Genomic DNA, 26,966 nt, shown 5'->3' on the forward strand with positions numbered 1-26,966 from the left:
CACTCTGACAGGGCTTTGATTTTTTGTTTGATCTTTAACAGCTAATACACCATAAAAATTACGGCTGTTATGTACGTCAGATGTAAAGTATCGGCTATCTAATTGATTGAAATAAACACTAAAAACAATGAAAAAAATACTCGAGTTTAGAATTAAAAACTTATTATTACTCAATTGCATTGTAGTGACTTTACTTGCTTGGTTTTGCCTCCATAAACTCAGTGAAAATAAAATATATATTAATGCAATACCAACAATGAACTCATAATATTGAATGAAAATTTTCTCCGCTACAATAGCAGTAAATAAACTTCCAAGCACACCACCAAACGCGAGTACTAAATAGAATAAGGTTAATTTTATTTTATGTGGTTGTAATTTAGCAAGCTCACCATGACAAATCATGCAACCAGAGAGTAATAATATACAGTAAGTTAATACTTGCTGTATTAAGCTAAATTGTACACCGACAAAAAATAAAAAAGTGCCAGCAAAGCTACTAAATACAAAGCATGTAAACCATAATTTTTGGATATACCACTTAGGGCTGTTAAAACAAATAATGTAAGTGAGTAAATATATAGATAAAGGCAGAATCCATAAAAATGGTGTGGGTGGAATATTAATCGTCATAGCACTGGTTGTTGCCATCATTAAAATAACACTACAAGCTGATAAACCTAGCCATAATAAAATTGTTTTTACATCGTGAGCGGTTTTATCGTTATTTTTTGCACTGATAATGTGATTGAATTTAAATAATCGATAACTACAAAAAAGAATACTTATCATAAAAATATAATAACCATAACCCCAAATAATACTTTGTAGTGTGGTATCTAAGTTCGGCTCTATAACAAAAGGGTAAGATAATAATGCTAATAGAGAGCCTAAATTAGATAATGCATATAGTCTATAGGGTTGGTTATTAGTTGGGTTTAAACTGTACCATTTTTGAATTAATGGTGCTGTAGCACTGAGTAAAAAGTAAGGTAACCCAATGGCAATTAATAAATCGAACATAATGTTAATTTGCGGTATTTGACTAATCAAAAGTTGATTTGAATTCAGCTGACCTATTGGCATTGCAATTAAACTTAATAAAATAAATCCACAGTGAATCGCAATTTGTTGATTAACTTTTTTTATTTTACTTAATGTATGTGAGTATAAGTAACCAAGCAATAAAAAGAGCTGAAAAAATAGCATACATGCAGTCCAAATAGCGCCACCACCCCCAAAATATGGTAAAGCCATTTTGGCAATAATAGGCTGTACTTGAAACAGCAAAAAAGAACTCATAAAAATTGTGATTAAAAATGGCATATAAAACAATGTTCTCAATCAAGGGTGTATCGTTTCATTAAACGGACACTTTATTAGTATTGCTGATACTCAGCCTAACTTTTTTGTACACACTGTGATGAACTCTAAAATGCAGAATAGCCATTTTTTGTTGTTACATCACCTTATAATACGGTATTTGATAGGCTTATTAAAGTTGTTAAACTCATATATAAACGAGTAACTGAACAACATGATGTAGTCAGAGTATTTACTTATTTAAAGGGAAGAATAAATGAATAATTGTTTTATTTTTCTTCTTCAAGTAATTCTTTAATGGTAATAAACAGCGGGTAAAACCATTGATATTTATTACAAAAAGCATCTAATTCTGCTGGTGTACTTGAGTTATGGATTAAATGAAAGGTTGTCATGTTGGCCATTACAAATAATTTAAACTTTTGACCATTTCCTGTTTCATCCTCTTTTATAATACTAGCTTGATAGTATTCAAAGTCCGTTTTTACATTTTCAAGTAAAGCATCACGCTCTATGGCTGATACTTTTGGAATATCTTCTTTCATTTTATTTATTTTACTTCTCTGTTCATCAAGGTGAATATACATTAGGTGAATATACATTAATAGCTAGAAAAACACCTTAGTTTGTAATCAACTGCCGAACTCGAACAACTTTAAATCAAAAAAAATAAAAACGATATATAAACGAATATTGATTAAACAAGTTTATTTTAAATAATTGATATTTAATTATGAGGAATAACAATCAAAAAATTCAATGCAGATTTAACGAGAAATATTTAAAAATTTTTAACTTTGATAAGATTTAAACAGTGTCTATATATCAGTAAACACTGTTTAATATCTAAACCCAAACTGTGTAATACAAGTTGTAACCTTATTGGATGATTAAGTAAATACTGCTTCTATATCGTCTTCATAAGTGAATTCATTGTATTCAATCAATTCACGACGTAAACGTTGTTTTTCCTTAATTTCTTCTATTTCACGCCATTTTCTTTTTTTTGTTTTTCTACCTCTGCGCTCAGGACTTGTGTTTTCAGAGTCCTCTAGTAAGTCTGATAAATTGTCTAAAAATTGTGTATCTGCCATGATTATTTCCTTGTTTGTGGTTTATGCAAACTTTAGAATGAGAATGTGACAGACGTGTTACTTATAGATGACAGTTTGGTGAAATTATTTTAGGTACAGATTGCTTTAGTAAATAAACCAAAGCAATTGTATATTTATGAAATAGTTTAGATTTCTTCAGACATCAATTTTCTCCAGCCTTTTACATTTTGTGGGCCTGAGATCCTAATAACAGTATTACGTAATAGTCGTCCAAATAAGGTTTTACCTAATTCTGCCAGTTTGATGACTTTATTTGACTCATCAATTACCCAACTGATGCGTGTTAGTCTTTTTTCTTTAAATGAGTTTAGCATTTGGTTAGTTGTATTATTACTATCATTTAATAATTCACTTAAAGTCAAAACATCTTCTAATGCCATGCCAACACCTTGTTGCAACGATGGTGGGCAACCATGTAAGGCATCACCAATAAGTAATACCTTATGTTTAAATACTTCTCTAGACTTAACAGATTTTAATTGACCCTTAATAACTGTATTTGCGTTATAAATGGCGTTTTGTACTGACTGATCATATCCAGAAAAAACTTTTTCCATCGCTTGTTTGGCATCAAGTTTAAAAATGTCACCGGTAGGGTCGGATATTTGTCCATAACAGTAGAGTTTATCTTTTGAAATGGGGTAAAACATGAATAAATCATTTTCACCAAGTAAGTAACTTGGTTGCATATTATGATTTGGGTAATCAATACAAAAACGCCAGTTCGATACGTTTAAGTCGAGTAAATCTGGCGTATCAAACACTTTGTTTCGCGTATCAGAGTTTATGCCATCAGCAGCTATGACTAAATCATATTCTTTTTGTGAATTATTATTAAAAGAGACTAAACAGGTATTATCATTATGCTGTAAAGAGGTGATGAATTTATTGTATTGAACTTTATTTTCAATGTCTTTTAGCAAAATATGCATTAAATTATCACGTTCTAATGCAACAAAAGGTTGTTGATTAAGCGGAGCTTCTAATAAAGACGCTTTACTTAACAGTTTTCTAGAGGCTTTTTCAAAGTGCACTTCAGTGACTTGATGCGCATGTTTTAATATTTCATCTTTAAAGCCTAAGCTTTCAAAACCTGCCATCGCATTAGCGGGTAAACAAATACCCGCACCTTGCAAACGTGTACTCGGTGCCTTTTCAATGAAATCAATCTCATGCTGGCTGTGTTTTAATTTATGAAAAAGGCTTAAACCGGCAATGCCAGAACCTACAATTAATATTTTCATATGCTGTCTTATTGTTTTACTTAAATAAATTATCTATTTTTCCTAAGTGTGAATTATTAGTCAATGCAAAATATATTTTAGCTTGGGCATTTTTTAATGACTTTTCAGAATAAACACGATTTAAATAATTATCATGTCAAATATAAGTTTCATCAGTGATCAAGTTATGCGTAAATAATTCTGTTCGACTAAGTAATACATGTGTAGCAAAAAGCCTTGAGTTTGTTAGCGTTACTTATTTTACTTAAACCTTCTAATAACTTATCTTCAAAAGTGCATTTAATCTTACTAAATTTAAGTTATTGATCTTGTAAACTCAAATTTGGCAGGGCTACAATAATATGCCTATCTATTAGTTCATCATAAATTATGAAAGCCTATGCTAACTATTCAAAAATCCAAGGAAAAACCGTTTTAATCAAGCATAAACTAAATATCCAAAAATTCCTGATGTCGATTTTAAATTCTTGACTGTTTTAACTGATATAGGTACATTCGATTTATTGGTTATAAAGCCAGCATAATAAAATTTTTATAAAAGGAAATTAAAATGAAGTTAAAGTTGAATAAGAAAAAAATAAAAAACTTATCTAAAGATAATCATGCATTACCAGCAGAGATGACACCGAAAATTGCTGGAGGATCTTGTTGTTGTCCTACTAAAGCAACATGCATTCAACAAGGATGCAAACTAAATTAGAATTTTTTAATTATTCTGTTATTAACTAGTGCATTACTGTTATAACAAATATTAATATTAAAACTAATTTAGAGTGGATTGATAAAATAAAAAAGAGTTAGTACCTTCGATTGCAATCGAAGTTACTAACTCTTTTTTATATGTTGGTTCTGAAAATTCTGATGAATTATTGTTAGATGAGTACCATCAATAGTTGATTAATCATTTGGTAAAGATAAAGATAAAGATAAAGGATGTTTTAATGACACAGGCGTTAGAAGCTGCAAAAGTAAATAAAGAACTTATAAGTCAAATTTTATATCAATTTAATCAAAAAATATCTCATTTAGAAAATCAAAATACAAATAGCGGTTTACTCAGTGGTTTAACTGGGGATTTACTTTTTTTATATCAGCTCAGCCAATATAATTCTGAATTAGTTGATGAGATTATTTTTAATGAGAAATTAGAATTTTTACAGGCACAGTTATTATTTTGTGTAGAACGCCCTGATTTAAGTTCCGGGTTAAGTGGTCAAGGTTGGTTTTTAGAGTATATAAATCAATCTCAGGGTACTGACTATGATCCTGAGTTATGCGAAGAAATTGACAACATTTTATTAAACACTCTTAACGTTGATAATTGGAAGGGGGAAATTGAAATGGTAATAGGTTTGTCTGGTATCGCTATGTATGCAGGGCGTCGACAATTAAAATCAGCTTCAAAATCACTTTTTGAGATAATAATTAAACATTTTGAAAATTTAGCTATTCAAATATCTGAAAATACACTTTCTTGGTCACAACCGAGTAATTCTGTTTATCGTTTTAATAAAGATGAGCCAGAAGCATTTGAATATAATCTAGGGTTAGCTCATGGTGTACCAAGTATCATAGCGGCTATTTTACCCGCTTTAAAAATCCCTTCTTTATTTGATCGTACAAAACGTTTATTAATACAAAGCTGTGATTGGTTATTAGCACAAGAAAGACAAAATAAAGAGCGAATGAGTTGTTTTAGTTCATCGTGTAATGACGATCACGATTCTCGCTTGGGTTGGTGCTATGGTGATTTAACGATAGCATTAACTTTAGCTCGTGTGGGTAATGCGTTAGAAATGCCTTTATATGTAAGTAAAGCAAAAGAAATCAGTTTGCATTCGGCTCATAGAGATGAAAAAGAAGGAATGATCCGCGATGCTGGTTTGTGCCATGGTAGTGCTGGTTTAGTACTTATTTTTCAATTATTGCACCAACAATTAAATGAACCTCAATTATTACAAGCTGCAAATAAGTGGTTAACTTATACCTTAGAGCTATACAAAAACCAAGAGTTGAATGGTTTGCATATGTATTCTGGGTTAACTAATAAATATGAAGAAGATACCGGATTTTTAATGGGCTATGGTGGAATTGGTTTATGTTTATTGTCAGCGCTTGGTGAAGACGCTGATTGGGCCGATAGTTTGTTAATGGCATAGATAAAAAGGATTAATAATTAATGTCAAAGTTGATTGTAAAGCACCAAGATTTTTTTGTGATCCGCACACCAAGATTACCTATAGATAATTTAAAATTGTTAGGTACAAGTAAAAAGCAAACGCAAAAAGTCCTTGAAGATTGGATTAAAGATCCACAGATACAAGAAGCGCTATATTTAGCGAGTCCATCTTTATTAGAACGAATAGAGCTGTCTCATAAAAATAAAAAAGATAATAAAAATGGGATTGTTAAAAAATCAGATATAAAGCAGGCAAAAAAGTTAGAATTAGCACTCTTGAAGTATATGATAAGAATGTGCTCTCGACCAACGCCTTTTGGTTTATTTTCCGGAATTAGCATGGGAAAAATAACCGATGAAACACGAATCATTAGTAGAGATTTATCTAAAGATAGTCGTAAAACACGATTAGACATTTTTTATTTAAATGCTATTAAAGAGCACTTTTTAAAACACAATGCACATTCAGAAAAACTAAAATATTATCCAAATACTAGCCATTATTTTGTTGCTGATCATTGTAGATATATCGAAGCTTATCAATCTGAAGAAACAAGACAATATAGGTTAAGTGCCATTGAAAGAGATGAATATTTCGACTTTATATTATCAGAAGCTAAAAAAGGACTCAACTTTAATCAATTAGTTGAGGTTTTTTTACAACGTTTTTCTGATGAACAAGAAAATAATGAAACAGATAAGTCTGATGTAATAGATTATATTCAACAGTTGATTGATGAATCTGTTTTATTGGCGGATATAGCTTTGCCTTTAACTGGTAAAGCACCTGACGTTGCTTTGGTTGCGTCTTTAAACTCTATGGGCCAAAATGAAACTGCAGATCATTTATCAACTTCCTTATTTAAACTAAAAGAATTAGATAACAAAGGAAGTAGACGTGTATCTGATTACAAAAAAATATTTGAACATTTAAATCAACTCCCCGTAAAAGCACAAGAAAATAAACTATTTCAGTCAGATGTATATCGCGCCTATTCACAGTGCGAACTTAGCCAAAACCAAATATTGAGCTTATTAAAACAAATTAAATTAATTAAAGCTTTGTCTATTACTAAGCAAAGTTCATTTAGGGACTTTATAAGTAAATTTAATTCTCGGTTTGAAGGCCAATTTGTACCTCTGGATATATTGCTTGATGATGAATCCGGCATCAGCTTTTCAAATGAGTCAGGTTATGAAGCACCATTACTCGCAGGTTTACATTTGAGAACCGCTTCTTCTGGTCAAGGTGGGTCTAATCAAGCTTCATTATTAGATAACTTGATAACACAAGCAATAAGTACACCAAAAAATAGAAATAAACCAGTTATTAAACTCAGTTCTAAAACGTTATTAAAATATCTTACTAAGCCTTTATCTGAAGTGGATTTACCGATATCTTTTGCAGCTATGATATCTTTATATGAAGATAAAGATGCAAACTCAACAATAGTTCAATTCAATGGATGTTATGGACCATCTGCGGCTAATTTATTGGGGCGTTTTTGTCATTTAAACAATGATTTAAAACAAAATGTTATTACACATTTGAAAGCTGAAAGTAACCATTCAAGTGATGTTATTTTTGCTGAAATAGTGCATATGCCAGAAGGTAGACCTGGTAATGTAATAGCGCGGCCTCATTTAAGGCAATATGAAATAGTATTTTTAGCGGATTCAAGTTTATCAAGTGAATATCAAATTCCGATCAGTGATTTACACGTATGGGTTGAATCCGGACTTGTTAAACTGTGGTCAAAACGCTTGAATAAACAAGTTATTCCACGTTTATCTTCAGCGCATAATTATTCTTCACGTAGCTTAAGTGCTTATAAATTCTTAAGTATGTTACAACACCAAGATGCTTCAGCACCTCATTTCTCTTTGCCTGAGAGTCAAGCTAATGTGTGTTTTATACCTAGAGTAATGTTAGATAACTTGATTCTTTCTGAAAAAAAATGGCGTATTCCTCGTAAAGAAATTGCAGAATTATTGAATGAGTCATTAATTGAAAATGATGGTATTGATATTAAAAAATGGCATGAACTTAAGGATACATATCAATTAGATGATCATATCGCTTATGCAATGAGTGATAATGTATTACAGATTCATTTATTAAATCCTTTAATGCTTGAAATATTGTTAGGAGAAACGAAAGGGCAAACAATTGTAGAATTAAAAGAGGTGCTTACGACACAATATTCGACACCTGTTAAATCACCTGAAGGGCAAAGTTATGCAAATGAACTTATTATCCCATTTTTAAATACTGGTGCAAAAGTACATCAGCATTTTAGTGATGACCCACAAAAGAATATTTTAACAACACCAATTAAACGTCGTTTTTCACCAGGCTCACAATGGTTAAGTTTAAAAATATACGCAGGAAATACAGCTGTAGAGACTTTATTAGCTGAACATTTATTACCCGAAATTGAGCAATCTTCTTCACTATTCAAAAAATGGTTTTTTATTCGCTATGGCGATCCCGATTGGCATTTAAGAATACGCTTTTTTGGCGAACCAAGTGAGTTATATGGGCAACTTCTGCCAAGGCTAAGCGCTTTACTTGATCCTATGGTTGAAAATAATGAAATCCATAAAGTGGAACTGTTTACATACGAAAGGGAAGTTGAGCGTTATGGCGGCCCTGATGCAATGGCATTGGTTGAAGACTTGTTTATGGCTGATAGTCACCTAATCGCAGCTACAATACAATTAGAAACTGAATTTAATGATGAAGTACGATGTCGAGTCGCATTATTAATGACTGACCTTCTATTAAATGAGTTTAAATATGATGCTAAGGAAAAGTTAAATTTAATTAACGGATTAAGAGCTGGATTTGGCCAAGAGTTTAATGAAGGAAGCAAACTAAGAAAGCAATTAGGTGACAAGTATAAAAAAATACAACTCCAATTATTATCGGATTTTTCACAAATTCAAATACATCCTCAAGTAGGATTAACGTCTGAACAACAACATCTTTTTAATATCGTCACTATTTGGAAAAAACAAGCATCTCCTATAATAAAGCGTCTTAATCAATTGATATCATCTGATGAAGGTATTAAATGCAATAAAGATACTTTGTTAAGTTCTTTATTACATATGCATAATAATCGTATGTTTAAAGCATATGGTCGTGAACATGAATTAGTGATGCATGACTTTCTACGACGGTATTATTTTTCGGCAGATAAAATAAATTAAATTTTTCATAATGTATCTCTGTCAATAATTACATTACAATAGACTTTGCTATTAATTTATATCTTTTAGATAAAGTTAGGTTAAATGGAACAGCTATTTAGGCAAGAAGTAATAGATAAAAGAAAATACCGATTATCTGGGGTTGTGAGTTTGATACAACCTCCGGTATTTAAGTATTTGACCTTATTAATTTTAATGATAGTTATTATTAGTATCGTATTTTTAACTTTAGGTAGTTATACCCGAAAAGAAACGGTTTCAGGTATTTTGCAACCTGATGCTGGCTTACTGAAGCTAAAAGCACCTCAAGTAGGTGTTATTACAGAACTTTTAGTGAGTGAAGGCCAAAAAGTAAAAAAAGGAGAACCGTTATTACGTATTAAATCTGAAAAACATGGCGTTAAGGGGGTAGAGTTAAATCAATCCATTATTAAGCAATATGAATTTCAAATAAATATTTTAAAATCGCAATTAAAAAAACAAAAATTTAAACATGTTTTTGAAATACAAGCACTAAATAATAACCAACAAGATGCAGTTCAACGGTTAATCCAACTCGAATTGCAAAGTGATATTTTTAATGAGCGTGTTGTTATAAATAAAGAAATCGTTGATCAAGTAAGTAAACTTGCTGGAACGGGTTACATATCAGATCTCGAGCTTAAAAAACAACAAGATAGTTTATTATCTTTAAATCAACAAGTCGCTTCGATAGGTTCTGAGCGCTTATCAATACAAAATCAAAGAGAACAATTTAATAGTCAGCTATCTCAATTACCAATAAATCAAGCAAAGGAAAATAGTTTATTGGAAAGTCAAATAGTACAATTAGAGTCACAGTTGCTCACAACGCAACAACAAAGGTTAAGTGAATTAAGATCGCCTGCGAATGGTATCGTGACAGGTTTGATTGCAAAATCGGGCAAGTCAGTAAATTTAAACCAAAATTTATTAAATATTCTACCTGAAAACAGCAAGATGCAAGCTGTTATTTATATCCCAACATCAGCCTTTGGTTTTATTGAAAATGGCCAAATAACAAGATTAAGATATCATGCATTCCCTTATCAAAAATTTGGTATATATGAAGGTGTTATCTCACAAATAAGTGCAAATGTTATTTTACCTGATGAAACTGATATACCTGGATTAATTACTTTGCCTTCATATCGTGTTGTTGTTGCTTTAAAATCTCAAGATATTCAGGCTTATGGAAATAATATTCCACTTAGATCCGGTATGAAATTAGATGCTGATATTGTGATTGAGCAACGCTCTTTAATACGCTGGTTATTTGATCCTGTTTTTAGTATTCAAGGCCAGCTGTAAATGAATATTCGTAAGTATCAAAACAAAAAGAGTTGTTATTATGTCTTTAAATGACACAAATCCAGCGAGTAAGTTACAATTTTGGCATCGAAAAAAACTGCCTTTAATTTTACAATCTGAGGCAACTGAATGTGGATTAGCATGTTTAGCTATGGTTGCGGGCTATCACGGTTATCAAAGTGATTTATTATCCATGCGTCAGCAATTTAGTTTATCATTAGAAGGCGCAACTCTGCTTGATATAATGCAGTTTTCAGAAAAACTTTACTTAACTTCAAGACCTTTACGAATAGAATTAGATGATTTGGAAGATTTACAAACACCTTGTATTCTACATTGGGATTTAAATCATTTTGTAGTTTTAAAATCCGCGAATGCAAAATCTATCGTGATTTATGATCCAGCGAGTGGAGAAAAGCGTTTAAGTTTAGCTGAAACTTCAAATCATTTTACTGGCATTGCCCTTGAGCTGACGCCAACAAAAGAGTTTACCCTTAAAGAAAAACCTCCAAGCTTAAAGTTTTCAGATTTTTGGCAAAAAATAACAGGACTTAAAAGTTCTCTTATTTTGATTTTTGTTTTATCACTGTTACTGCAGGTTTTTGCTTTAGCAACACCTTATTATATTCAATTAGTTATTGATGATGTCATTTTAACTGCAGATACTTCTTTGCTAACGGTATTGGGGATCGGTTTTGGTTTAGTACTCATATTTGAAATCGTTACCAATAGTCTCAGAGGGTTTACCTTATTACATTTTGGTAGTTTGATGAATATTCAACTTGGGGCCAATTTGTTTCATCATCTGGTGCGTTTGCCGCTTAACTATTTTGAGAAGCGTCATATGGGAGACGTTGTTTCACGATTTGGATCATTACAACAAGTTAAAGAATTACTGACAACAGGTGTGATTGAAACCATAATTGATGGTTTGATGGCAATTATTACGCTAGTGATGATTTTCTTTTATAGTCCTTTATTGTCAGTTGTTGTGCTTGTTGCAGTAACGCTTTATGCGGTTTTAAGAATATTAATGTATCGACCTTTTAGAAATATAACCGAACAGGAAATTATTGCCAGAGCCGAAGAACATAGTAATTTTATGGAAACTGTGAGGGCGATTCAGACAATTAAATTATTTGGTTCAGAAGTTAAGCGCGAAGGACAATGGCAAAATCGCTACGCTAATGCGATAAATCAAAATATTCGTTTAGGGCATTTTCAAATATCATATACAGGTATCAATCGATTATTATTTGGATTGGAAAATATCATTGTTATTTATCTTGCTGCGTCTTTGGTTATTCAAGGTGGGTTTAGTACAGGAATGCTATTTGCTTTTATGGCTTATAAACAACAGTTTATGGATAAAACAGCAAAACTTATTGAAAAATTAATTGAATTTAAAATGCTGAGCTTACATTTTGAACGTTTAGCTGATATCGCTTTAACAGAAAAAGAGCCACTGTCAAATAAAAATGTTAAAAAACATAAAATTAAAGGTAAAATATCAATAAAGAATGTGTCGTTTAAATATAGCGATGCAACACCAAATGTTATTGATGATCTTAGTATGGAAATCAATCCGGGTGAATCTGTTGCAATTACAGGACCTTCTGGATGTGGAAAATCTACTTTGCTAAAATTAATGTTGGGATTAAATCATCATAATAGCGGTGATATTCTTATTGATGATATTCCATTAAATCAATTAGGACCAAGTCAATATCGACAGCAAATAGCCGCAGTGATGCAAAATGACGAATTATTATCAGGCTCTGTTGCTGATAATATCGCTTTTTTTGATACTCCTATTGATATGGAACGTGTTGTTTATTGTGCTGAATTAGCGGCAATTCATGATGATATAAGCAAAATGCCAATGGGGTATGACAGTTTAATTGGTGATATGGGGTCAAGTTTATCGGGTGGTCAAAAACAAAGGTTAATTTTAGCGAGAGCTTTATATAAACAGCCTAAAATACTTTTCATGGATGAAGCTACCAGCCATCTAGATACAACGCTTGAATCAGATATCAATCAGGCGATAAAACAACTAGATATTACTCGCGTGATTATCGCACATAGAAAAGAGACTATCGCTTCAGCTGATAGAGAAATAAAGTTAACCAAAGAAGCAACAATACCTGAAGTTGCATAATACTTTTTAAAGATATTAAAAAAGACCTAGCATGAATGCTAGACCTTTTAATGACGGGACAATGTTTTAAATTTTTTAAGCGATTTGTTTCTCAGCTAAGTTTAATTCCATCGTTGCTTTTAATAAGCGATAAAGGTTAATTGAAGCATCAATTTCTTCTTTACGGTTTGTTAAGCTTTCTATGTTTAAACCTAGAGGCACATCTAAGTGCGCACAGCTTTGTAAAATTTGATTTAGGTTATCACGACAAATTCTAATCGATTCATTTAATGAATCATTTGAGTCTAAAATACGCCATTTAGTTGCTTCAGGTACTGAAATGCCTAACCACTTCATAAAATCTAATGTTTTTTCACCACCGCAGGGTGTGAAAGTTAAAATAATACGTTTTGGCGAAATGCCATTATGACGACAACTTCTTGAGTAACTGGTAATTAAATCTATTGTTTCTTGCGCATTGTAAACTGCTTGAGAAATAAAGAACTCACAGCCTTGATCAATTTTTTCTAATAAACGCTCATGTTCATTACGTTTACTAGCATGTCGCTCTGCAATAGTAACCCCCCCTAAAAATACATTACTTTTATGAGAGCCTAATGTTTTGTATGCATTGGGTAGGCTTAGCTTGATATCACCAGTTGAAGATGGGCTGCCGACTAATACTAAGTTTTTAAGTTTGTATTCTTGGGCTGTTTCATCTAACCAAGTATTAAATTCAGCTTCATCACGTTGTGCCACACTTTTATAAGTGATTACGTCTAATTCAGATAATTGGCTAATAAGTTGGCTGTATTCACGTGGGTCGACCGTTTTTCTAAATGGAAAAGGGCGAGGCACCGCAGTACGGCTGCTTTCATCTTGAATGTCATAAATTATTACACCATCGTATTCTATTTCATGTAATCGATCTAATAATTTATTAGCGATAGTTTCTAATTGTGCTTTATCAGTGCCCATTTTTGGTGGGGTCGTACCTATAAGGTATACGCCTTGTTTTGGGTCTTGAATTTTTTGTTTTAGTGATAAAGCCATTTTATTTTCCATCATAATTATCTTATAAACTCAATATAGCAGCCATTTAGACGTCTAGATAGTCTTTCTTGTTGAGTCTTTTTCATTTAGCTTGAATTAAACTCAAGTTAAAGTCTTTGAATGAAAGAAGTAACTGTTTACATTTTTTTACCTCACTTCGTCTTATTTACTCGATTAGAAAGTATGGCTCTAGCATAATAGTAATGTTAGATACTGATTAAGTTTAGTCTAATTGGTACGTCATATAATTAAAAGTTCAGGGGAATTGAATGAAATTTAAAGTATTAGCAACTGCTGCAACGGTTTCTATGGTGCTATCGGGTTGTGTATTTCATATTGATGCGAATAAGCGTGGCAATAATGCAAACTCAGTGCATGCTTCATCGCAACAAAAAAATAGTGTGAAATCCGTTAAACAATCAAATAACAAAGTATTTTCACAAAATTATGTATTAGAAGAGTTACCAAATGGTTTGAAAGTGATGGTAGTTAAAACTGATTACCCAGATGTAGTATCACTACAAATACCAGTGTCTGTAGGCTCTCGTGATGAAGTTGAAGTGGGTAAAACGGGTTTTGCTCACTTTTTTGAACATATGATGTTTAAAGGTTCAAAAAAATATCCGCAAGATGTCTATTCTGACATTTTAAAAAACTCGGGTGTTGATAATCGCGCTTATACAACTAATGATTATACAAATTATCATTTAAACTTTTCGAAAGAGCATTTAGCTAAAGTACTCGAAATAGAAGCTGACATCTTTCAAAACCTATCTTATACAGAAGAGCAATTTAGAACTGAAGCACAAACTGTTAAAGGTGAATATTTAAAGAACAATGCCAGCCCAATTCGTAAGTTGTTATCAGCTGTACGTAAAGAAGCATTTGATACCCATACATACAAGCATACAACAATGGGTTTTTTTGAAGATATTCAAGCAATGCCAGATCAAATGGAATATGGTCAAAAGTTCTTTGAAAACTTTTACGTGCCAAAAAATGTATCTTTAGTAATAGTAGGCGATGTTGAACCTGCTAAAACGATGCAATTAGTTAAGCAATATTGGGGGAAGTGGAATGCCAAAGGAGTTGATGCTGTAGTACCGATAGAGCCAAAGCAAACCACTGCTAAATATATCCATGAAAAAAATGATGGTTTACCTGGTCATTGGTTATTAGTCTCTTATAAAGGTACTTCTTGGCAGCCTAAACAAAAAGACCGAGCAGGTTTAGATTTAATTTCTCAACTTTATTTTTCTGAAAACTCAGATTTATACCAAGAAATGGTGGTTGAAAAACAAATTGCCAGTCAAATGTTTACTTATAACCCAGAAACCAAAGATAAAGGGTTATTACATGTATTTGTAAAAGTAGATAAGGAATCTGATTTAGCGATAGCACGTGATTTAATTAATCAAACATATGCTCAAGTACGAACTGAGTTAGTTGAATCTGATAAACTTACTAATTTAAAATCTAACTTAAAGTATAGCTTTATTAATGGTTTAGATTCATCACAATCAATCGCTTCAACACTTGCAAGCTATATGCATTTTGAACGTGATCCAGAAGTGATTAATCAACTTTATGCCAGCTCAGATGCAATTACAGCGCAAGATCTTAAAGATATTGCAAATAAGTATTTTATAGATAGCAGCCGTACTACTGTTACTATGTCTGATTTAAAAAAAGTATCAGGTTTCGAACAAAAAGTTGATTTAGATGGTGCGGTTACAGCACTAAATAATAAGCCAACAAAGCGCTACTTTAATGTGTTAGATAAAACAAATGAGTCACCACTAGTTGATGTTAACTTTTTATTTTATACTGGTTCAGCAGCAGACCCACAAGGTAAAAAAGGGCTAGCTGCATTAACTGCTAATATGATTTCACAAGGTAGCTCTGAATCTCGTAGTTATAAAGAAATTAAAAAAGCCATGTATCCATTAGCGGGGAGCTTTTCTGCTCAATTAGATAAAGAAATGATATCTTTTTCTGGCCGAGTGCATAAAAACAATGCTGATACTTGGTATGCATTAATTAGCGACCAATTATTAAACCCAGGTTGGCGTGAAGATGATCTTAAACGCATCAAAAAAGAAATGATTGATGGCATTAAAGCAGGCCTAAAGGCATCTAATGATGAAGAATTAGGTAAAGAAATACTTTATTCTAAACTTTATAAAAATCATGTATATGAAAGTTATAACTATGGTGACTTATCTGATTTAGAAGCGATTACTTTAGATGACGTTAAAGCTTTTTATAAAGAACAGTTAACACAAGCTAAATTAAATGTTGGCATTACAGGTGCGATGGCTGAAAATCTTAAACAAGATATGTTTAGTGATTTAACAAGTCTACCTAAAGGTGATGAAACTCGTTTAACGATAGCTGATGCGCCGGATCTTTTAGGTCATCATGCAACAATCGTAGAAAAGTCAGCTAAATCGACAGCAGTATCGTTTGGTTTCCCGATTGATACAATTCGTAGTGATAAAGATTGGACTGCACTTTGGTTAGTACGTTCGTATTTTGGTGAGCATAGAAGTTCAAATAGTTTCTTATACCAAAAAATTCGTCAAACACGTGGTATGAACTATGGTGATTATTCTTACATCGAATATTTTCCACGAGGTATGTATCAAACAAAACCAGATGCAAATTTAGGGCGTTCAGAGCAAATTTTCCAAATTTGGTTAAGACCATTACGTTCAAATAATGATGCACATTTTGCAACCCGTACAGCTTTATTTGAATTAGATAATTTAATTAAACAGGGGATGTCGCAAGAAAGCTTTGCAGCAACACGTAATTTTTTAACTAACTTTGTGCCGCAAATGGTTGCTAGCCAAGATAAGCAATTAGGTTATGCACTTGATAGCCAGTTTTATAATACTGATGAATTTGTATCATATGTGCGAAAACAGTTAGCAAATTTGACTATTGCAGATGTAAATCGTGTAATAAAAGCAAACTTACAAATAGACAATATTCAGTATGTATTTATAACGGGTGATGGTAAAGATATGCAAAAGCGTTTAGCGTCAGAGCAAGTTTCACCTTTAAAATATAATACGGATAAGCCAGCGGAATTAATTGCTGAAGATAAACTAATCGAAAGTTATAAACTGAAGATTCCTAAAAATAATATTGAGGTATTAGCGATAGATGAGGTATTTCAATAGGCTTTTTAGCTTATAATATAAATCCATTACAATGTGTTTTGTAATGGGTTTTTTTATTGTAAGTTGACCTTAATCTTCCACACGGTTTCGGCCAAATTTTTTAGCTAAATAAACGGTTTTATCTGCAGAAACAAATAATTCATTAAATTCAAAACAGTTATCTTGGCTAGATGAAACCCCAAAGCTCGCTGACACTAAAGCATCTTTTATATTTATTTGTTCTATTTTTTTTCTAACTTTTTCAGCTTTTTCTTTGGCTTGAATTAGATTACAGTATGGTAATATCATTAAAAACTCATCCCCTCCAAGACGTACAGCGATATCTTCGACTCGGGTTGAAGCTTGTAATATATCGGCGACAGCTATCAGTACTTCATCTCCTGTCTTATGCCCAAGTCGATCGTTAATTGGTTTAAAATTATCTAAATCTATCATAATTAAGCTGACATTATGATTTTGTCGTTTCGCAACTGTTAAGGCTTTTTCAACAAATGGCATTAAAAAGTGACGGTTGTACAAACCGGTTAAATGATCTGTCATAGCGACTTGCTCTAATGCATGTTGCTGTTGCTTTACTTGTAAATATAAGTGATGAGTTAATACGAGATTGTTAACTCTAGCTGCCAGTTCTGCTTGTATAACCGGTTTAGTGATAAAATCATTAGCACCTTTTTTTAAGGTATCAATACGTTGCGTGGCGTTTAACTTTCCCGATAAAGCTAAAATAGGGATCAAAGACTTTTCATCTACTCTAGCGCGAATAGCTTTAATAACTTCAATGCCATCTTTACTTCCTGGCAAAATAATATCTAATAAAACTAAATCAAAGTCTGTTGTTTCAAAGGCAGTTAAAGCAGTATCCGCATCTATATAGTGGCTAACTAATAGTCCCATTTGTTTCAGTATTTCCATCGTCATATTTGCAACAGATAAGTGATCTTCTACATAAAGTACATGGCCTGACCTTTCACATTTAATGATTTCATTTTGAGTTAAGCTGGAGAATAAACTTTTTAATGAATCAATATCCATTTTTTGACAAATATAATTAGCTTCATCTTTTTGAATTACTTTGAATTTGTCTTTATCGGTTTCACTGCTCAGAATGACTGTGAGAGGATTTTTGTTATTATCATCAGATTTTATTTTAGTGCTAAGTTCAAGGCCAGTCATATTATTTAACTGCATAGCAATGCAGATAAAATCAAAAGTATCATTTTTAAGCTCTATTAAGGCATCCTGCGTAGTCGAAACGAGTAGTGGTGTGACTGAGTATCCACGAAGTAATTCTTCAAGTAATAAACTGTAGGTTTTTGATGGTTCAATAATCAACACATTCATATTAAACACCTTATTAAGTAAGTGGCTCTATGCAATGTATTCATCTATTAATTTTGAGAATACTTGTTACCAATTAGATGATAAATATAACTAAACTATTAAAATTGTAGTGTCTATAATTATTAAAACAAGCCAAAGCCTGCTTTAAATAAATTAATCATGAAATTATTATACTCTTTTTGTGTTTGTCATAATAAATTAAGCCCATCATAATAATTGATAGTGGTGCAATTGAGAACAGGTTAAGTATTTGCCAACCTAAACTAGACTCAAGCCATCCTGCACTTAAAGATGAAAGCGTTACCATGCTGAATACCAAAAATTCATTTGCGGCTTGAGTTTTCGCTTTTTCACTTGAGCGATAGGTTGTGGTCACCATTTGTGTCGCGCTTATGAACATTAAATTCCAACCTACACCTAATAAAAATAATGCTAATAAAAAGTGCCAATGGCTAATACCCTGTAAATTAATAATAATACATAAGGTAATTAAAAGTGTACCTATTATCATTACTTTAATCGCGCCCCACTTTTCAATTAACCTACCGGTAAAAAAAGAAGGGATAAACATGCCTAGTACATGCCACTGAATAACAAAAGCAGACTCTTCAAAACTAAAACCATGGCGATGCATAGCCAGTGGTGTCGCAGTCATTAATAAGTTCATTAAAGTAAAACTTATCATGGCAACAGTAACGGCTATTATAAATTTAGGTTGTATTAATATTGCTTTTAAATCTCTAGTAGGGCCTTTTTCTTTGATTTGTTGCGTCTTTGTAAATGTGACAAATTGCAGTATGAAAATAGCTAACGTATAGAGGCATGCAAGAGCAACAAATGTATTGCTAAAATTAAGAGAAGGAAAATAATTTCCAACCCAGATAGCTAGGTTCGGCCCTAAAAGTGCAGCAATAACCCCACTTGCCATAATAAATGAAATTGCACGGATCGGATTTTTTGGATCAGCTTCAATGACTGCAAAACGATATAGTGTTGCAAATCCTATGGCCACACCAATAAGCCCAGTTGCAATACAAAACAAGCTAAAAATACCTTGCTCTAACGCGTAAACGGCTATTAAAATTCCGACTATACCGATTGCATTACCTAAGCTAAAACCGTTTTTTCTGCCTATCTTTGCCATTAATAAAGATGCTGGTATTGTTGCTATTAATAAACCTAAGCTTTGCGTTGCTACGGGTAGGGTGATCCAACTTTCATTTGGACTAAGCTGTAGGCCTATTAATGCTGTCACAGTTACCAACATGATATTACCGGTAGTGATTAAGCCTTGGCATAAAGCGAGTATTAATACATTTTTATTCATTTATATACTAAGTGGTGATTTTTAGACGTCGAAAATACGTGTTTAGGTGAATAAATACAAATATATCTTTTGTTATTTATCAGTTAATTAAACTTTTAGTTATGGCTTATAACCATTAAAGCAAAGATGTAACCACACATTAAACATAAATTCGGTTAAACTGTTTGAGATGAAATTAATAATTATATAAAGAAAAGAGTAGAGTAGAGCATAATGCGTTATGAAGTTTGGGAACAATTAAGAGTTGAAGCAACAGCCTTAGTAAAAAAAGAACCTCTTTTGGCAAGCCATGTTTATTCATGTGTGTTAAATCATGAGTGTTTAGGGTCAGCTTTGAGTTTTATTGTTGCTAATAAACTATCTGATGCAGTGGTTTCTCCTTTTACATTTAGAGAGCTATTTGACCAAGCTTTTGTTGATTGTGATCGTATGCTTACCTTTGTTGCTACTGATATTAAAGCGGTTACAGAACGAGATCCTGCTGCGGTTAATTATTTAACAGTTCTATTAAACCTAAAAGGTTTTCAATCGATTCAAGTGCATAGATTGGCTCATTGTTTATGGCGTCAAGACCGAAAAGAGCTTGCTCGCTTTATTCAAAGCCGTAATTCAGAAGTATTTGGTGTTGATATCCATCCAGCATGTAAAGTCGGTAAAGGCATTATGTTTGACCATGCGACAGGTATTGTTATTGGTGAAACTGCTGTGATTGAAGATAATGTTTCAATACTGCAATCTGTTACTTTAGGTGGTACAGGTAATGAACAAGGTGATCGCCATCCTAAAATTCGAGAAGGTGTATTGATTGGTGCTGGCGCTAAAGTTTTGGGAAATATTGAAGTAGGGGTTGGCGCTAAAGTGGGTTCTGGTTCAGTAGTATTAAATGACGTTAAACCGCATACAACTGTGGTAGGCGTTCCTGCTAAAGCGGTTGGTAAACCAGATTGTGAGTGCCCAGCTAAGTCAATGGAACAAAATTTTTATGATGATGAAGATTCATTATCAAGCTCATATTTGTAAGCTGAATTAGTATAAATAAACGAGGCGAGCTAACTCGCCTTTTATTGACTGATTTTTACCACTTTACTTAACACTTTACCATCAGAAAATTGAGTTATTAACTCATCATCTACCGTGATTTTTTTCACTGAACTTGTTACTTCCCCTTTATTACTGGTAATAGAATACCCTCTTGCAAGAACTGTAAGTGGGCTTATGCTATCCAGTTTAGACGCATTTATCGCTAGTTTGTTTTGATAAAGTTTTAGCTTTGCTGAAATAGCATTACTCAATTTGTTTTTTAAATACCCTAAATTTATATTTGCTTGGTTAATGCTATTATGTGGGCTATGTCGTTGTAATTTTGGTTTTAAATAACTTAGTTGGTGTTGGCAATTATTAAGTTTTCTTTCAACTGCTCGTTCAAGTTTTATTGATAGTTCGTCCAGCTTTTGACTTTGCTGCTGTAATTTATGTTCAGGGTGATGTAATTTTAAGTTTTGAAATAACCCATTTTGTTTATGCTGTTGCTGCGTTAAATATAAAGTGAAAGCGCGCTGTAATCGGTTTTTAAATTCATTTATTTGACTATGAATGTAACTTGAGTCTGGACTGACTAACTCTGCTGCAGCTGAAGGAGTGGCTGCGCGTACATCAGCTACAAAATCACTTATAGTGGTGTCAATTTCATGCCCTACAGCACTGACAATGGGAATGTCAGAATCAAAAATAGCATAAGCAAGTTGCTCGTGATTAAAACACCATAAATCTTCTAATGAACCACCCCCGCGACCAAGAATGATAACATCAACTTCATTTCTTTGATTGGCTAATTTTATTTTCTCTATTAGTTGCTGGTGGGCTTGTGCACCTTGTACTTGAGCTGGATATAAAATGACATCTAGTTGTGGTGCTCTGCGTTTTAATACCGTTAAAATATCTTTAAAAGCGGCACCCGTTGCAGAGGTTATCACACCCACTTTATTTATTACTGTAGGTAAAGTTTGTTTATCCATGGCATTGAATAAACCTTGAGCTGCTAATTTTTGTTGTAGTGCTTCAAACTCTTGTTTTAATAAACCTTGACCAGCAGGTTCTATTTGTTCAACGATAAGTTGATAATCGCCACGAGGCTCGTATAAAGATATACGAGCACGAACGACTACTTGTTCACCATTCTTAGGTCTAAAGCTTGAAGCACGGTTATTACCTCGCCACATGGCAGCTCGAATTTGTGCGTTATCGTCTTTTAAAGTGAAATACCAATGGCCTGATGCTGGAGCGACAAAATTAGAAATTTCCCCATTTAAAGTTAATGAGGCAAAGTTGCGCTCTAATAAAAAACGAATTTCTTTGTTTAATTTTGATACTGTGTAAACTTGCTGTTTACTTTGCTTTTTTTCTGTTTCAAACATGATTTTCCAGGTAAGTAGGCTACAGCAAGTGCACTGTATCATAAATAAATACTTATTTTAATTTACTAAACGACAAACTGCTGTTAAAATCTCGCCGCAACTCCATATAATTTATATTAACCTTCAATTGTGAGAAGTTGCCACATGCTACGAATAGCTAAAGAAGCTTTAACCTTTGATGACGTACTTTTAGTACCTGGTCATTCTACTGTCTTACCCCACACTGCGAATCTAAATACGCGATTAACCCGTGGTATAGAACTTAATTTACCTTTAGTATCTGCTTCAATGGATACAGTGACAGAAGCGCGTCTTGCGATCGCGATGGCACAAGAAGGCGGTTTAGGTTTTATCCATAAAAATATGACGATTGAAGAGCAAGCTAACAATGTTCGTAAAGTAAAAAATTACGAAGCAGGGATTGTTTCTGATCCTGTTACTGTTACTGCAGAGTTAACAATTAAAGATGCATTAACCCTATCTGAAGATAAAGGTTTTTCAGGTTTTCCTGTCACCGATGCGAACAACACTTTAATGGGTATCGTTACAAGCCGTGATATGCGTTTTGAAACTAAATTGTCTCATTCTGTTTCTACTGTTATGACTAAGCAAGAAAAGTTAGTAACAGTAAAAGAAGGTGCCAAACGCGAAGAAATTTTAAGTTTAATGCATGAACATAGAATTGAAAAAATTCTTGTTGTTGATGATGCATTTAAGCTCAAAGGCATGATCACTGTAAAAGATTATCAAAAAGCACAAGAAAAACCGAATGCATGTAAAGATGAGTTCGGTCGCTTACGTGTAGGTGCTGCTGTTGGTGTTGGTGCAGGCACTGATGAGCGTATCACTGCTCTGGTTGATGCGGGTCTAGATGTATTATTAATTGATACTTCTCATGGTCACTCTCAAGGTGTTATTGACCGTGTTTCTGAAACCCGCCAAGCTTTCCCTGATTTACAAATCGTTGCTGGTAACGTTGCAACAGCTGAAGGTGCAATTGCCTTAGCTGACGCAGGTGTTGATGCTGTTAAAGTGGGTATAGGCCCTGGTTCTATCTGTACTACTCGTATTGTAACAGGTTGTGGTGTTCCACAAATTACTGCTATTTCTGATGCAGTTGAAGGCTTAAAAGGTCGCGGTATACCAGTGATCGCTGATGGTGGTATTCGTTTCTCAGGTGATATCGCTAAAGCACTTGTTGCTGGTGCATCATGTGTTATGGTTGGTTCTATGCTAGCGGGAACTGAAGAAGCCCCCGGTGAAGTTGAACTTTACCAAGGTCGGTATTATAAATCATACCGTGGTATGGGTAGTTTAGGTGCAATGAACCAAAAAGAAGGTTCATCAGATCGTTACTTCCAAGACTCTAAAGAAGCTGAAAAGCTAGTTCCTGAAGGTATTGAAGGTCGAGTTGCATACAAAGGACCTATTGCTAATATTATACATCAGCAAGTTGGTGGTATCCGCAGCTCTATGGGCTTAACGGGTTGTGCAACAATCACAGAAATGAACACCAAACCTATGTTTGTACGTGTTACTTCCGCTGGTATGGGTGAGTCGCATGTTCATGACGTACAAATCACTAAAGAAGCGCCAAACTACCGTCAAGCATAGATCTGCTAGACATTTATATTATGGCCACTTCGTGGCAAAAAAGAATAGAAAGGGCTGGCAATAAGTTAGCCCTTCTTAATTACTTTAAGAGCAGACGAATAATACTTTATATTAATCTGTTCCGTACTGATCTTTTCAATAGCGAAGCTATTATCAATAAAAATATTGAAATGTATTTTTTCAATATTTTTAAGAGAGACTATCCATGAGCAAAAATATTCACGATTCACGTATCCTAATTTTAGATTTTGGTTCTCAATACACTCAGTTAATAGCACGTAAAATACGTGAAATTGGTGTTTACTGTGAATTATGGGCATGGGATGTTACTGAAGAGCAAATTAAAGAATTTAATCCTCAAGGTATTATTTTATCAGGTGGTCCTGAGTCGACTACGTTAGAAGATAGCCCAAAAGCACCAGAATATGTATTTCATGCTGGTGTACCTGTATTAGGTGTTTGCTACGGCATGCAAACAATGGCAAAGCAGCTTGGTGGTAAAGTTGAGAGCTCAGATAAAAAAGAATTTGGTTACGCACAAGTTGAAAATGTTGCACATTCAAATCTAATGGAAAACATTGAAGATCATTTATCAGATGCTGGTAATGGTCTATTAGATGTTTGGATGAGCCATGGTGATAAAGTCATTGATATTCCTGCTGGTTTCATAACTATTGCTAAAACTGATACTTGTCCTCATGCTATTATGGCCAATGATGAAAAGCGCTTTTATGGTATTCAGTTTCACCCAGAAGTAACACACACGAAACAAGGCTTACGAATTTTAGAGCGTTTTGCAATTGATCTTTGTGGTTGTGAAAAATTATGGACACCAGCTACGATTATTGAAGATGCTGTTGCACGTATGAAAGAACAAGTGGGTGATGATGAAGTTATCCTTGGTTTATCAGGCGGTGTCGATTCATCAGTTGTTGCTATGTTATTAGATCGTGCAATTGGTGATAAGCTAACATGTGTCTTTGTTGATAATGGTCTACTTCGTTTAAATGAAGGCCAACAAGTAATAGATATGTTTGGTGATCACTTTGGATTAAATATCATTAAAGTGGATGCTGAAGATCAGTTCTTAAATGATCTTAAAGGTTTATCTGATCCTGAACTTAAACGTAAAGCAATTGGCCATACATTTATTGATATTTTTGATGCTGAATCGAAAAAGCTTAAAAATGCCAAATGGTTAGCTCAAGGAACTATCTACCCAGACGTAATTGAATCAGCTGCTTCAGCTACTGGTAAAGCACATGTAATTAAATCACACCATAACGTAGGTGGTTTACCTGACGATATGGAAATGGGCTTAGTTGAGCCATTACGTGAATTATTTAAAGATGAAGTTCGTAAAATTGGTCTAGAGTTAGGTTTACCATATGACATGCTTTATCGTCATCCTTTCCCTGGACCTGGTTTAGGTGTTCGTGTTCTTGGCGAGATCAAAAAAGAATACTGTGACTTATTACGCCGTGCAGATGCTATCTTCATAGAAGAGCTACATAAAGCTGAGCTTTACCATAAAGTAAGCCAAGCATTTACCGTATTCCTTCCGGTTAAATCAGTAGGTGTTATGGGTGATGCACGTAAGTATGATTGGGTAGTATCACTACGTTGTGTTGAAACAATTGATTTCATGACAGCACGTTGGTCACACTTACCTTATGATTTCTTAGGTTTAGTTTCTAATCGTATCATTAATGAAATTGATGGTATTTCACGTGTTGTTTATGATATTTCAGGTAAACCACCTGCAACTATTGAATGGGAATAATTAAATTTATGATAGTTTAAAGATTTCTTTAAAACGCGATTATTAAGTCGCGTTTTTGTGATTTTATTTGAAATATAGCTGTTTTGTCGGTTTATTCGTGGGAATTGCTGCCTAAGTAATCGTTGTGTTTATTTACTAAGCGGTTAATTAAAAAAGTGAAAAAAGTACTTTACCTTTAAAGTTATCTCCCTATAATACGACGTCATTGCAGGGGCGTAGTTCCAATTGGTAGAACAGCGGTCTCCAAAACCGATGGTTGGGAGTTCGAGTCTCTCCGCCCCTGCCACTTCTTTTTATATCTTAGCTTTATCTTAGCTTACAAATTACTTAAAATGTTTAAACATATATTTTTTAACGCCTAGTTTGGGAACTTTAAATGCACTTAAATTATGCAGAAATTTTTGGTGTTGAATCTTTAAGTTTAAATAAACACTTTTCAAAACCTATTCATAGTAATGCACAAAGTAACTTTGACGCGGCTATACACATTCCTAAACAGTTAAAACATGACTTAGTTAGAGCTATTGAATCACTCAATGAAGATAGTGCTGCAGAATATAGCTTAATAGCCCAAAAAAATCCGATTTATGGTTTGATTCAAACTGATATCTCTATAAGTAATGAAGGTTTAAATAGCGATGATAAAAAGCAGCTTTGGCAAGCACTGATAAATACTTTTAAAGTTAAAAGGGATGATTCATGAATCAAATACAAATACTAAAAGACTCTGAAGTCAATGCTATGATGTTAATAGAACAATCTTGTCATACACATCCAATGACTCAAAAAAATATACTTTCATGCTTTGGGGAGCGTTATCTTAATCGAGGCCTTTATGTCGATGGAGTTTTAGTTGGTTTTTATATGACTGAAATGGCAGGTCCTGATTTTACCTTAATGGATATCTGTATTTCTCCAGAGCATCAAGGAAAAGGTTATGCTAAATTATTAGTTGATAATTTGATTGATGAAGCACAAAAACGTAATGCTGAAAGTATATTTTTAGAAGTGAGAGTCAGTAATCTCAGTGCGATAGGACTTTATGAAAAACTTGGCTTCAATGAAATGGGAATTCGAAAAGATTATTATCCTGCTGATAATGGCCGTGAAGACGGTAAATTAATGGGTTTGGTTCTGTTTTCATTTAGCTAAACGCAATTATACATTTTGGTTAATAGAGTGAATTAACTTATCAAAACTATTTTTTGCATTTTCATGATTTTCTTGTTTTAAATCCATTTCTAGAGTTGAAGCTGCTTGGCTAATAGTCATAAAACCAAAGCAGCCTGAACTTCCTTTTATATTATGTGAAAGGTCTTTAAGCTCTTTCCATTGTCTAGCATCATTAAATGTTTGGAGGTCAGTTATAAGGCTAGGTAATTTACTTTTATAAGTTTCATTTAATTTTTTAAATTCATTATTATCTAAAATTTCATTCCACTTTTGATTGCTAATTTTTTGTAAACTAAGGTACTTTTCAAGGGTGAACTCTAATTCTTTTTTATCTATTGGCTTTGCTAATGCTTCATTACAACCAGCTTCAATATAAATTTCTACATCGTGTTTCATTACATTTGCAGTTAGGGCGATAATTGGACCATCATAGGCGGTATGTCTAAGCATTTTAGTCGCCTCTAGACCCCCCATGACTGGCATTTGCATATCCATAAGGATCAAATCATAATCGTTGGTTAAAGCCA

19 protein-coding genes, 1 tRNA gene and 1 pseudogene are annotated in these 26,966 nt (G+C 33.2%); 12 read left to right on the plus strand and 9 right to left on the minus strand.

The features are described from left to right. From CJF42_RS19010 to CJF42_RS19025, 4 genes and pseudogenes are all read right to left on the minus strand, one after another. Nucleotides 1-1,326: pseudogene (locus CJF42_RS19010) on the minus strand (hypothetical protein); the annotation flags it as partial. Between the two features lie 266 nt (nucleotides 1,327-1,592). Beyond that, nucleotides 1,593-1,910 carry a hypothetical protein gene (locus tag CJF42_RS19015; RefSeq protein ID WP_095368194.1) on the minus strand — a complete coding sequence of 106 codons (318 nt, stop codon included), beginning with the start codon at nucleotides 1,908-1,910 and terminating at the stop codon, nucleotides 1,593-1,595. Nucleotides 1,911-2,213: 303 nt separating this feature from the next. Further along, nucleotides 2,214-2,417 (minus strand): DUF3545 family protein, encoded by a 204-nt coding sequence (locus CJF42_RS19020; protein WP_095368195.1) that lies wholly within the window; start codon nucleotides 2,415-2,417, stop codon nucleotides 2,214-2,216. 146 nt (nucleotides 2,418-2,563) lie between these two features. Further along, nucleotides 2,564-3,682: an FAD-dependent monooxygenase gene (locus CJF42_RS19025; protein WP_095368196.1), complete on the minus strand. Its 1,119-nt coding sequence runs from the start codon at nucleotides 3,680-3,682 to the stop codon at nucleotides 2,564-2,566. Nucleotides 3,683-4,232: 550 nt separating this feature from the next. On the opposite strand from CJF42_RS19025, the gene CJF42_RS27650 reads away from it, so the two are divergent. The 5 genes from CJF42_RS27650 (at nucleotide 4,233) to CJF42_RS19045 (ending at nucleotide 12,567) form a co-directional block, all read left to right on the plus strand. Then, nucleotides 4,233-4,382: a hypothetical protein gene (locus CJF42_RS27650; protein ID WP_170940666.1), complete on the plus strand. Its 150-nt coding sequence runs from the start codon at nucleotides 4,233-4,235 to the stop codon at nucleotides 4,380-4,382. Nucleotides 4,383-4,623: 241 nt separating this feature from the next. Further along, entirely contained in the window at nucleotides 4,624-5,841 is a 1,218-nt protein-coding gene (locus CJF42_RS19030) for a lanthionine synthetase LanC family protein (protein ID WP_095368197.1), read from the plus strand. Nucleotides 5,842-5,861: 20 nt separating this feature from the next. Continuing rightward, nucleotides 5,862-9,077, plus strand: a complete 3,216-nt coding sequence (locus CJF42_RS19035; RefSeq protein ID WP_095368198.1) for a lantibiotic dehydratase — start codon at nucleotides 5,862-5,864, stop codon at nucleotides 9,075-9,077. Between the two features lie 84 nt (nucleotides 9,078-9,161). Then, on the plus strand, nucleotides 9,162-10,406 hold the full coding sequence (locus CJF42_RS19040; RefSeq protein WP_095368199.1) for an HlyD family secretion protein: 1,245 nt from the start codon (nucleotides 9,162-9,164) through the stop codon (nucleotides 10,404-10,406). A 40-nt stretch (nucleotides 10,407-10,446) separates the two neighbouring features. Further along, a complete protein-coding gene (locus CJF42_RS19045; protein ID WP_095368200.1) occupies nucleotides 10,447-12,567 on the plus strand; it encodes a peptidase domain-containing ABC transporter in 2,121 nt (706 codons plus the stop codon). A 75-nt stretch (nucleotides 12,568-12,642) separates the two neighbouring features. Here CJF42_RS19045 and CJF42_RS19050 read toward each other — a convergent pair whose 3' ends face one another. Then, the gene (locus tag CJF42_RS19050) at nucleotides 12,643-13,599 is read right to left on the minus strand and encodes a methylenetetrahydrofolate reductase (protein ID WP_095368210.1); all 957 of its coding nucleotides are present in this window, start codon (nucleotides 13,597-13,599) and stop codon (nucleotides 12,643-12,645) included. Nucleotides 13,600-13,868: 269 nt separating this feature from the next. Here CJF42_RS19050 and CJF42_RS19055 point away from each other — a divergent pair, with 269 nt between their 5' ends. Further along, nucleotides 13,869-16,787, plus strand: coding sequence for a M16 family metallopeptidase (locus CJF42_RS19055; protein WP_095368201.1), 2,919 nt, complete (start codon nucleotides 13,869-13,871; stop codon nucleotides 16,785-16,787). A gap of 69 nt (nucleotides 16,788-16,856) precedes the next feature. On the opposite strand, the gene CJF42_RS19060 is transcribed toward CJF42_RS19055, so the two are convergent. Both CJF42_RS19060 and CJF42_RS19065 read right to left on the minus strand, forming a co-directional pair. Beyond that, on the minus strand, nucleotides 16,857-18,128 hold the full coding sequence (locus tag CJF42_RS19060) for a GGDEF domain-containing response regulator (protein ID WP_095368202.1): 1,272 nt from the start codon (nucleotides 18,126-18,128) through the stop codon (nucleotides 16,857-16,859). Between the two features lie 157 nt (nucleotides 18,129-18,285). Continuing rightward, the gene (locus CJF42_RS19065) at nucleotides 18,286-19,455 is read right to left on the minus strand and encodes an MFS transporter (protein WP_095368203.1); all 1,170 of its coding nucleotides are present in this window, start codon (nucleotides 19,453-19,455) and stop codon (nucleotides 18,286-18,288) included. A 213-nt stretch (nucleotides 19,456-19,668) separates the two neighbouring features. Here CJF42_RS19065 and cysE point away from each other — a divergent pair, with 213 nt between their 5' ends. Further along, the gene (gene cysE / locus CJF42_RS19070; protein ID WP_095368204.1) at nucleotides 19,669-20,475 is read left to right on the plus strand and encodes a serine O-acetyltransferase; all 807 of its coding nucleotides are present in this window, start codon (nucleotides 19,669-19,671) and stop codon (nucleotides 20,473-20,475) included. Between the two features lie 41 nt (nucleotides 20,476-20,516). On the opposite strand, the gene xseA is transcribed toward cysE, so the two are convergent. Next, on the minus strand, nucleotides 20,517-21,869 hold the full coding sequence (gene xseA / locus CJF42_RS19075; RefSeq protein WP_095368205.1) for an exodeoxyribonuclease VII large subunit: 1,353 nt from the start codon (nucleotides 21,867-21,869) through the stop codon (nucleotides 20,517-20,519). Between the two features lie 144 nt (nucleotides 21,870-22,013). Here xseA and guaB point away from each other — a divergent pair, with 144 nt between their 5' ends. From guaB to rimI, 5 genes are all read left to right on the plus strand, one after another. Continuing rightward, nucleotides 22,014-23,483: an IMP dehydrogenase gene (gene guaB / locus CJF42_RS19080; protein ID WP_095368206.1), complete on the plus strand. Its 1,470-nt coding sequence runs from the start codon at nucleotides 22,014-22,016 to the stop codon at nucleotides 23,481-23,483. Nucleotides 23,484-23,688: 205 nt separating this feature from the next. Further along, the gene (gene guaA / locus CJF42_RS19085; protein ID WP_095368207.1) at nucleotides 23,689-25,266 is read left to right on the plus strand and encodes a glutamine-hydrolyzing GMP synthase; all 1,578 of its coding nucleotides are present in this window, start codon (nucleotides 23,689-23,691) and stop codon (nucleotides 25,264-25,266) included. 209 nt (nucleotides 25,267-25,475) lie between these two features. Then, nucleotides 25,476-25,552: transfer RNA gene (locus CJF42_RS19090), tRNA-Trp, on the plus strand. A 90-nt stretch (nucleotides 25,553-25,642) separates the two neighbouring features. Then, nucleotides 25,643-25,969 (plus strand): hypothetical protein, encoded by a 327-nt coding sequence (locus tag CJF42_RS19095; protein ID WP_095368208.1) that lies wholly within the window; start codon nucleotides 25,643-25,645, stop codon nucleotides 25,967-25,969. Then, nucleotides 25,966-26,418: a ribosomal protein S18-alanine N-acetyltransferase gene (gene rimI, locus CJF42_RS19100; RefSeq protein WP_095368209.1), complete on the plus strand. Its 453-nt coding sequence runs from the start codon at nucleotides 25,966-25,968 to the stop codon at nucleotides 26,416-26,418. The genes CJF42_RS19095 and rimI overlap by 4 nt, the downstream gene beginning before the upstream one ends. A gap of 6 nt (nucleotides 26,419-26,424) precedes the next feature. Here the strand turns inward: rimI and CJF42_RS19105 are convergent. After that, nucleotides 26,425-26,966, minus strand: a 542-nt coding sequence (locus CJF42_RS19105; RefSeq protein WP_141235593.1) for a response regulator, incomplete at its 5' end; no start/stop codon positions are given.

Source organism: Pseudoalteromonas sp. NBT06-2, assembly GCF_002276045.1.
Taxonomy (GTDB): domain Bacteria; phylum Pseudomonadota; class Gammaproteobacteria; order Enterobacterales; family Alteromonadaceae; genus Pseudoalteromonas.

What these genes read in the sequence shown, in the direction of transcription:
- CJF42_RS19055 (WP_095368201.1), top strand. Translation starts at nt 13,869, where the DNA reads ATGAAATTTAAAGTATTAGCAACTGCTGCAACGGTTTCTATGGTGCTA.
- CJF42_RS19035 (WP_095368198.1), top strand. Translation starts at nt 5,862, where the DNA reads ATGTCAAAGTTGATTGTAAAGCACCAAGATTTTTTTGTGATCCGCACA.
- cysE (WP_095368204.1), top strand. Translation starts at nt 19,669, where the DNA reads ATGCGTTATGAAGTTTGGGAACAATTAAGAGTTGAAGCAACAGCCTTA.
- CJF42_RS19065 (WP_095368203.1), bottom strand. Translation starts at nt 19,455, where the DNA reads ATGAATAAAAATGTATTAATACTCGCTTTATGCCAAGGCTTAATCACT.
- CJF42_RS19030 (WP_095368197.1), top strand. Translation starts at nt 4,624, where the DNA reads ATGACACAGGCGTTAGAAGCTGCAAAAGTAAATAAAGAACTTATAAGT.
- rimI (WP_095368209.1), top strand. Translation starts at nt 25,966, where the DNA reads ATGAATCAAATACAAATACTAAAAGACTCTGAAGTCAATGCTATGATG.
- CJF42_RS19040 (WP_095368199.1), top strand. Translation starts at nt 9,162, where the DNA reads ATGGAACAGCTATTTAGGCAAGAAGTAATAGATAAAAGAAAATACCGA.
- CJF42_RS27650 (WP_170940666.1), top strand. Translation starts at nt 4,233, where the DNA reads ATGAAGTTAAAGTTGAATAAGAAAAAAATAAAAAACTTATCTAAAGAT.
- CJF42_RS19045 (WP_095368200.1), top strand. Translation starts at nt 10,447, where the DNA reads ATGTCTTTAAATGACACAAATCCAGCGAGTAAGTTACAATTTTGGCAT.
- guaB (WP_095368206.1), top strand. Translation starts at nt 22,014, where the DNA reads ATGCTACGAATAGCTAAAGAAGCTTTAACCTTTGATGACGTACTTTTA.
- CJF42_RS19050 (WP_095368210.1), bottom strand. Translation starts at nt 13,599, where the DNA reads ATGGCTTTATCACTAAAACAAAAAATTCAAGACCCAAAACAAGGCGTA.
- guaA (WP_095368207.1), top strand. Translation starts at nt 23,689, where the DNA reads ATGAGCAAAAATATTCACGATTCACGTATCCTAATTTTAGATTTTGGT.
- CJF42_RS19095 (WP_095368208.1), top strand. Translation starts at nt 25,643, where the DNA reads ATGCACTTAAATTATGCAGAAATTTTTGGTGTTGAATCTTTAAGTTTA.
- xseA (WP_095368205.1), bottom strand. Translation starts at nt 21,869, where the DNA reads ATGTTTGAAACAGAAAAAAAGCAAAGTAAACAGCAAGTTTACACAGTA.
- CJF42_RS19015 (WP_095368194.1), bottom strand. Translation starts at nt 1,910, where the DNA reads ATGTATATTCACCTTGATGAACAGAGAAGTAAAATAAATAAAATGAAA.
- CJF42_RS19060 (WP_095368202.1), bottom strand. Translation starts at nt 18,128, where the DNA reads ATGAATGTGTTGATTATTGAACCATCAAAAACCTACAGTTTATTACTT.
- CJF42_RS19025 (WP_095368196.1), bottom strand. Translation starts at nt 3,682, where the DNA reads ATGAAAATATTAATTGTAGGTTCTGGCATTGCCGGTTTAAGCCTTTTT.
- CJF42_RS19020 (WP_095368195.1), bottom strand. Translation starts at nt 2,417, where the DNA reads ATGGCAGATACACAATTTTTAGACAATTTATCAGACTTACTAGAGGAC.